The sequence below is a fragment of the Streptomyces tricolor genome (assembly GCF_002155905.1).
Classification (GTDB): Bacteria; Actinomycetota; Actinomycetes; order Streptomycetales; family Streptomycetaceae; genus Streptomyces; species Streptomyces tricolor.
Genome location: NZ_MUMF01000528.1, coordinates 1 through 7,788, shown reverse-complemented (window position 1 = coordinate 7,788; position 7,788 = coordinate 1). Strand labels below are relative to the sequence as shown.

Sequence of the window (7,788 nt, the reverse complement as noted above, 5' to 3'; positions counted from 1 at the left end):
GGCCTTCGTCGGCAGCGTCGGATGTGTATAAGAGGCAGGCCTGAGGGTGCGAGGAGCGGAGAGGCCCGGTGAGCGGAGAGGCCTGGTGAGCGGCGAGGCCCGGCGAGCGGTTCGCGCGGACACGGCGAAGGGGCGGCCCGCCTCCCCTGGACGGGCCGCCCCTCGTACGTGCCGGACGCGTCAGACCTTCAGCGGCTTGATCGACGTCGGCGCGTGGCCGGGCTCGGTGGCCAGGTCCTCGAACTCGCTGATGTCGCTGATGTCCATGGTGCGGCTCATCGAGATGTTGGTGATCCGCTCCAGGATCGCCTCCACGACGACCGGCACCTGGTGCTCGGCGGCCAGCTTCTTCGCCTGCTCGAAGGCCGCGCCCAGCTGGTCCGGCTCGGTGACCCGGATCGCCTTGCAGCCGAGGCCTTCGGCGACCTTGACGTGGTCCACGCCGTAGACGCCCAGCTCGGGGGTGTTGATGTTCTCGAACTCCAGGTTGACCTGGAAGTTGATGTCCAGGCCGAGCTGCGCCTGCCGGATCAGGCCCAGGTAGGCGTTGTTCACCAGGACGTNNACCGGGGAGTCCGGGTCGGCCTTGGCGACGCCGATCGCGGCCGGGATGGTCCAGCCGAGCGGGCCGGCCTGGCCGCAGTTGATCCAGTGGCGCGGCTTGTAGACGTGCAGCATCTGCGCGCCGGCGATCTGGGAGAGGCCGATCGTGGTGACGTACCGGGTGTCGGGGCCGAACGCCTTGTTCATCTCCTCGTACACGCGCTGCGGCTTCATCGGCACGTTGTCGAAGTGCGTCCGGCGCAGCAGCGTGGCCTTGCGCTCCTGGGTGGAGGCGACCCAGCCGGAGCGGTCCGGGAGCCGGCCGGCCGCCTTCAGCTCCTTGGCCACCTCGACGAACAGCTCCAGGGCGGCCTTGGCGTCGGAGACGACCCCGTAGTCCGGCGGGAAGATCTTGCCGATCTGCGTGGGCTCGATGTCCACGTGCACGAACTTCCGGCCCTGGCGGTAGACGTCCAGCTTGTAGCCGGTGTGGCGGTTGGCCCAGCGGTTGCCGATGCCGAGGACGAAGTCGGACTCCAGGAAGTTGGCGTTGCCGTAGCGGTGCGAGGTCTGCACACCGACCATGCCGGCGTTCAGCTCGTGGTCGTCGGGCAGCGCGCCCCAGCCCATCAGGGTCGGGACGACCGGGGTCTGGGTCAGCTCGGCGAACTCGACCAGCAGGTCGCAGGCGTCGGCGCCGATGATGCCGCCGCCGGCGACGATGACCGGGCGCTCGGACTCCAGCAGGAAGGAGATCGCCTTCTCGATCTGGGCGCGGGTCGCGGCCGGCTTGTAGACCGGCAGCGGCTCGTACGTCTCCGGGTCGAACTCGATCTCGGTGAGCTGGACGTCGATCGGCAGGTCGATCAGGACGGGGCCGGGACGGCCGGAGCGCATCAGGTGGAACGCCTGCTGGAAGACGCCGGGGACCTGCGCGGCCTCCAGCACGGTGACCGCCATCTTCGTGACCGGCTTGGCGATGGAGGCGATGTCGACGGCCTGGAAGTCCTCTTTGTGGATCACGTGGGTGGGCGCCTGGCCCGTGATGCACAGGATCGGGACGGAGTCGCCGATGGCGGAGTACAGGCCGGTGATCATGTCGGTGCCGGCCGGACCGGAGGTGCCGATGCAGACGCCGATGTTGCCCGGCTTGGTGCGGGTGTAGCCCTCGGCCATGTGGGAGGCGCCCTCGACATGGCGGGCGAGGGTGTGGTTGATGCCGCCGCCCTCCTTGAGGGCCTTGTAGAACGGGTTGATCGCCGCGCCCGGCACACCGAAGGCGTCGGTGACGCCCTCGCGCTTGAGGATCTCAACTGCCGCGCGGGCAGCGGTCATACGAGCCATCGAGTACTCCTGCTTCGGCTGTCGGATGCGTACTCCCGTCGCGCCCCGCGGTGAGCACAGTCTCCAGAGGATCAATCTCCGCGCTTATTCCGTATTGCGGAAATTGACTTCTACTATCTGGAAGCAATGTAAGTGGGTGGGGCAAGGTCGTCAAGAGCGGTCCGGACACCGGCAAGCGCCGGACAGGAGCGGTCCGGGAGGAGCACCATGGGAGCGCCGTCCCGACGCGACGCCTTGGAGTGGGCCATGCCCGAGAGCGTTCCGGTGCGCTGCCCGGCCTGCGGGCGCACGCACCTGTACACCGCGCCGGTGTATCCGTGTGCGTGCGGGGCGCCGACCGCGCCGCGGCTGGATCCGGCGGCCGAGCCGGCCGTGGCGGCGCACCGCGCCTGGGACGAGGAGTGGGTCACCGTGCCGTGCGCCGCCTGCGGGCGCCCGGGCCAGTGGCCCCGGCCGGAGGTGGGCTGCCCGTGCGGCACGGTCCTGCGCGTTCCGGTGGCCGAGGGCACGGCGGCGCCCGGGCCGGCCCCGGCCGCCCCGGCGGATCCGCCGCGCCCGGCGGCCGACGGCGGCCGGGAACCGGACGGCACCCGCGAACCGTCCGGCCACCGTCCCCCCTTCCAGCCCCGCACCATCCGCACCGCCCGCGACGCCGTCACCACCGCCGCGCTCTATCTGCGCTGGCTCGGCTACCGGGACATCCGCCGCGCCGACCAACGGCCCCCGAACGGCATCGGGCTCGCCGCCCGCGGCGTGCTGGCCCAGGTGGACCCGACCGTGCGGCCGGCCGGGCCGAGGGACGTGGAGTGCCTGTGGCTGACGGCGATGACCGAGTCCGCGCGGTGCGTGTACTTCTCCCTCGCCGGCTACACCGGCGCCGCCCGGGCCGGGGCGGACGCGCTCGGCATCCCGCTCTTCGTGCTCGACCTGGCGGGCGTCCCCCAGCCGGTGAACGACCCCGCCGACACCCTGCACACCACGGGCGCGCCGGAACGGGGAAGCAGGGCACGGGGCGGACCGGGCTGAACGCCGCCCGCGCGACGAGCCCGGGCCGAGTACGCCACCGACAACGCGCTCGGCCCGGGACCGCCGTGGAACAGTGAGCGGATGCTCGTTTTCCACGGTTTCACACCCCCCGTGCGCCCCGCGGTCCGACGACGGGGAAACGCCTCAGCCGTCGGCCCCCCGACAGGTCGTCACGTACGCCGTCTCACCGGCGTGCGCCTTCCACGCCGCGCGGTCGAGACTGGCGCCGCCCAGCCGGGCGCACGCCTCGGGAAGCAGGTCGGCCCCGGGGGACGCGACCTCGGAGAGGTCCCACAGGTCGACGCTGGAGATGCCCTGGACGGCGAGCGTCCGTCCGCCCGGCAGGAACAGCATCGACAGCGGGAATCCGATCCTCCTGCTGTACAGGGCCGGGCCGATGCGCCGCGGCCGGCTCCGGTCGGTGACGTCCCACAGGACCAGCGCACCGTCCACGCTGCCCGTCGCCACCCGGGAGCCGTCGGGCGAGAAGGCGATCGCCCCCACCGGACCGATGTGCCCCACGTCGGTGCGCGCCAGCCGGCGGGCGCGGGCGGGGTCGGTGACGTCCCACAGGGAGAAGGAGGCGGAGGTGTGGCCGACGGCGAGCAGCCGGCCGTCGGGCGACAGGGCCATCGAGGAACGCCGGTTCCCCATCTGGCCCGAGTCGACACCGCCGAGGCCGCGCGGACGCCCCGTCTCGCCGGACATGTCCCAGAGGGACACCTTGCCGTCGCCGCCGATGGTGGCCAGTCTGCGGCCGGAGGCGCTGAAGACGGCGTCGAAGGCGCCGCGGGGGTGCTTCAGCGTCGCCGTCCGCACCGGGGCGCCGGAGCCGGACACCCGCCACACGATCACCACGCCCTCGGCGTCCCCGGTGACCAGCCTGCGTCCGTCCGGCGACCAGGCGAAGGTCTGCGGGCGGCTCCGATGGCCCGTCAGGGGCGCGCCCTCGGCACGGAACGAGCCCTGCCCGGCCCGCCACAGCACCACCTGCGTGGAGTCGGTGCCCCCGCTGGTGGCGAGCCGTCGGCCGTCGGGTGAGAGCGCCGAGCCGGGCGGAGCGGACACGTCCGTGCCGCGCCGGTAGACCACCGGCGGCAACGCCTGCGGCCGGGCCCGCGCGGAGACGTCCCAGACCAGCACCTTCCCGTCGTCGGCGCTGCTGGCGAGCAGCGAGCCGCCCAGCGACAGATGTCCCACCGTCGAACGCGGATGGTGCCCCGCCAGCGGCGCGCCGGCCGGGCGCGGCAGGCCGCGGTCGGACATGTCCCACAGCACCACTCTGCCGTCGGCTCCCCCGGTGACGGCGAGGTCGCGCCGGGCGGCGACCGACACGGAGGTCACCGCCGCGCCGTGCACGAGCGGCCGGTCGGTCCGCTCGAAGCCAGAGCCGGACACCTGCGCCAGCTGCACGGTGCCGTCCTGGCTCGCGATCACGAGTCTGGTGTCCTCGTCGGCGAAGGCCAGGCCGGTCACCTGGTCGGCCAGGCCCACGTACGACGAGTAACGGGGGTAGAGCCGCTCGGGTGCGCGCCGGTTCCGCACCGACCAGAAGCCGACCTCGCCGGCCCGCGTCCCCACGGCGAGCGTGCCGCCGTCGGACGACAGCGCCACCGCGGTGACCGGTGCCTCCTCCGTGGAGACCGGGGGCAGCGGGGGGCCTCGCCGTACGGCCTTCGTGCCCGTGACGTCCCACAGTTGCACGGAGTCGTCCCCGTCGCCGGTCACCAGCAGGTCCCCGTCCGGCGACAGGGCGAGCCGCGGCAGGTCGTACGGCTCGCTCTCGTGCCGCAGACCGATGTAGACCCGGGGGTCGTCCAGGTCGATGAGCAACGTGACGTGCAGCGTGGCCATGGCCAGCCGGGTCCCGTCGGCCGACCACGCCAGCGCCACGACGGGTGTCCCGAATCCGGAGAGCGGCGACCGGGGCTTGGGTGCGCGCCGGTCGCTGGTGTCCCACAGCGTCATCTCCCGCGGGCCGCCGGCGGCCAGGAACTTCCCGTCGGGCCGCCAGGCCAGTGCGGAGACGGCGCCCCCGGCCGTCCGCGCGCCGGCCGTGCCGCGGGCCCAGGCCTTCTTGAGCAGCTTCGGCCGCGCGGCCCGGGTCACGTCCCAGAAGCGCAGCCGGCCGTCCGCCGTGGCCGCTGCGAGGGTGCGTCCGTCCGGGGAGAGGGCCACCGCCGTCGGTTCGTCGCCGAAGCCGTCGAGCGAGGCCGCGTACCGCGAGGTGGTGAGGGTCTCGTGGAGGCTGGCCCGGGTGGCCGGGTTGTCCGGGTCGAGCCGGTGGGCGGCGGCGCCCAGTTGCAGGGCCAGCCGCGGGTCGCTGTCGCGCAGCAGCTCGGCCTTGCTGACCATGCTGCGGGCGGCGGAGGCCCGCGCTTCCCGCAGTGCCTCCCGGCGCTGCTGGTAGGCGAGGCCGCCGGCGGTGGCCGTCGCCACCAGCAGCAGCGCCAGCGCGGTCGTCACCAGGTTGCGCACCCGCCGCCGCCGGCGCCGCCGCCGGGTGCCGGCGGCCAGGAACTCCTGGGCGACCGGGGGGAGCCCGGGAACGCGGTCCGGGTCGGCGGCGGCCCAGTGCTCGGCGGCGGCGAGCGGCGCCCCGTCGTACAGCAGGCCCGGTTCCCGGTCCCGGGCCGCCCAGCGTTCCGCGTCGTCCAGGAGCCGGTGTTCGAGCAGCAGGCCCGCCTGGTCCCCCTTCAGCCAGCCGCGCAGCACATGCCATTCGCGCAGCAGCGCGTCGTGGACGATCTGCACCGTGGCGTGGCTGTCCGCGCCGTCCTGGGTGATCAGCCGGGCCGCGCCGAAGGCGTCCAGCACGGCCTGGGCGGCGGCCGGGTCGGGCAGGCTCGCCAGCAGCCGGTCCCGGTGCAGCCGGCGGCGGGTCGGCACGGTGTCCTCGTCCAGGTGCACCAGCCTCAGCAGCAGCCGCCGGGCGCAGTCCCGGCCCGCCTCGTCCAGGCTGTCCAGTGCCTCGTCGGCACGGTCCGACAGGGCGCGGCTGATCCCCCCGGTGCGCAGGTAGTCGGCGACGGACAGCGCCGCGCCCGCGCCGCGTTCCCAGGTCTCGCTGAGCGCGTACGACAGCAGGGGGAGCCGGCCGGGCTCGTACCAGCCCTCGCCGGTGTCCCAGCCGCCCTCGCCGAGGTCGTTCAGGAGGACCTCGACGAGATCCGGGTCGACCCGCCGGCCGACGACGGCCGCGGGCTTGGTGATGGCGTCCCGGACCTCCTCCTGGCGCATGGCCCGGACCGTCAGCGGGCGGTTCTCCAGGGCCGGGGCCAGCTCCGGGAACGCCGCGCACCGGTCGTAGAAGTCGGCCCGCACGCACAGCACCACCAGCGCGGTGGGCGCCGGTGAGCCGCCGCCGGTCGCGGTGACCAGCGCCCGTACGAAGACCAGTCGGTCGGCCTCCGACGCTCCCTCGTTGAACAGTTCCTCGAACTGGTCGACCACCAGCACGAGCCGCTCCTGACGGCCGGTGAGCAGCAGGGTGCCGAAGCTTCCGGGGTCGGCGCGGAGCCTGGCCGCGGCCTGCTCCGCCGGTGTTCCGGTCAGCTCCTCCACCACGGCCGCGAGCACGCCGACCGGGTCCCCGGTGGGGGTGACGACGCGGCGCGGCCACCAGGCGGACCCCGCGACCCGGAGCCTGCCCTGCACCAGCGCGGGCAGCAGTCCGGCACCGAGCACCGAGGACTTGCCCGCTCCCGACGGGCCGAGCACCGCCAAGGGCCGCCCGTCCATGGCGCATTCGCGCAGCCGCGTGAGCAGTTCCGTCACCAGCCGGTCCCGCCCGAAGAACAGCCGCTCGTCGTCCTGCGTGAACGCGTCCAGCCCCTTGTAGGGGCAGTCCGGCCGGGTGCCGTGGCCCGGGTCCCGCGGAGCGTCCGGCGGGGAGGCGGCCTCGGCGGGAGTCCAGGCCGGGTTGTCGGCGACGACCAGTCCCCCCAGGTCACCGCTCAGCGCCCGCCTGGGCTTGGGCAGTCCCGCCGCCGTGAGCGACAGCACCAGCTGCCGGTGGACCTCGTCGAGCGTGAACACGGGCGGCCCGCCGGGCAGGCCCGTGGTCAGCAGCCGCAGCAGCGCGCCGCTGAACGCGGTGTGGCGGTCGCCCTGCGGGGCCAGGGCGGGCGTGCTGCCGCCGGTCGCCGTCAGGACCAGCGCTCCGGCGATCCGGGCCAGCCCGGTCACGGCGTCGGCACGGTCCGGCCCGAGGGTCCCCGAGGCCACCGCGAGCCCGGAGTAGCAGCAGTCCAGCACCACGATCCGGGCCCCGGCCGCGCTGCCGGCGACGCAGGCCCGCAGCACGTCGTACGGCAGCGCGGTGAAGCGGACCCGGTCCCCCCTGCTGACCGAGCCGGCGGTGGCCAGGTGCAGCGTCCCGTCCTCGGCGACGAGTCCGTGCCCCACGTAGTGCACGAGCAGCAGGCCCTCGGCCGACTCGGCGGCCTCCGCGACGGCCTGGCCGAACGCCTCGACGTTCGCGGGGTCGTGCACCACGGTCACCGCGCTCCGGGGCAGCCCGCACCGCTCGACGTACATCTCCCGCAGGTCGACGAGCGTGCGTGAGACCGCCGCCACATCCGGCAGGTCCGACCGCTCGTCGTGCCGCCCCGTGCCGACGAGGAGCACGCTCGCCCCCGTGTGGTCCCCCAGCCTCGCGGCCATGCCGCGCCCCCCCTCCGCCCGCCTGTGCGTGCCTGCCCCGTCGAGCCGGTCACCGGCCGGGGCGCGCCTCGCCGTGCTCGGCGTCCTCGGCGTCCCGGCCGGCCCGCTCGACGGCCGGCGGGCGGCTCTCGGGGGCCTGGAGGGCGTCCGCGATCTCTTCGACGAGACCGCGCAGCCGCTCACCGTCGAGTCCGGCGACCCGGTCCGCGG

Annotated in this window: 3 protein-coding genes; 1 reads left to right on the top strand and 2 read right to left on the bottom strand. The window is 74.6% G+C overall.

The genetic code is table 11. The annotated features are described in order from the left end of the window. Nucleotides 1-180: 180 nt before the first annotated feature. Entirely contained in the window at nt 181-1,887 is a 1,707-nt protein-coding gene (gene gcl / locus CCN44_RS32635; RefSeq protein WP_086701778.1) for a glyoxylate carboligase, read from the bottom strand. Nucleotides 1,888-2,133: 246 nt separating this feature from the next. Between gcl and CCN44_RS32630 the strand changes: the two genes are divergently transcribed. Further along, a complete protein-coding gene (locus CCN44_RS32630) occupies nt 2,134-2,913 on the top strand; it encodes a hypothetical protein (RefSeq protein WP_189397003.1) in 780 nt (259 codons plus the stop codon). Nucleotides 2,914-3,057: 144 nt separating this feature from the next. Here the strand turns inward: CCN44_RS32630 and CCN44_RS32625 are convergent, their stop codons facing one another. Further along, nucleotides 3,058-7,578 carry a caspase, EACC1-associated type gene (locus CCN44_RS32625; RefSeq protein ID WP_086701775.1) on the bottom strand — a complete coding sequence of 1,507 codons (4,521 nt, stop codon included), beginning with the start codon at nt 7,576-7,578 and terminating at the stop codon, nt 3,058-3,060. Nucleotides 7,579-7,788: the final 210 nt, after the last annotated feature.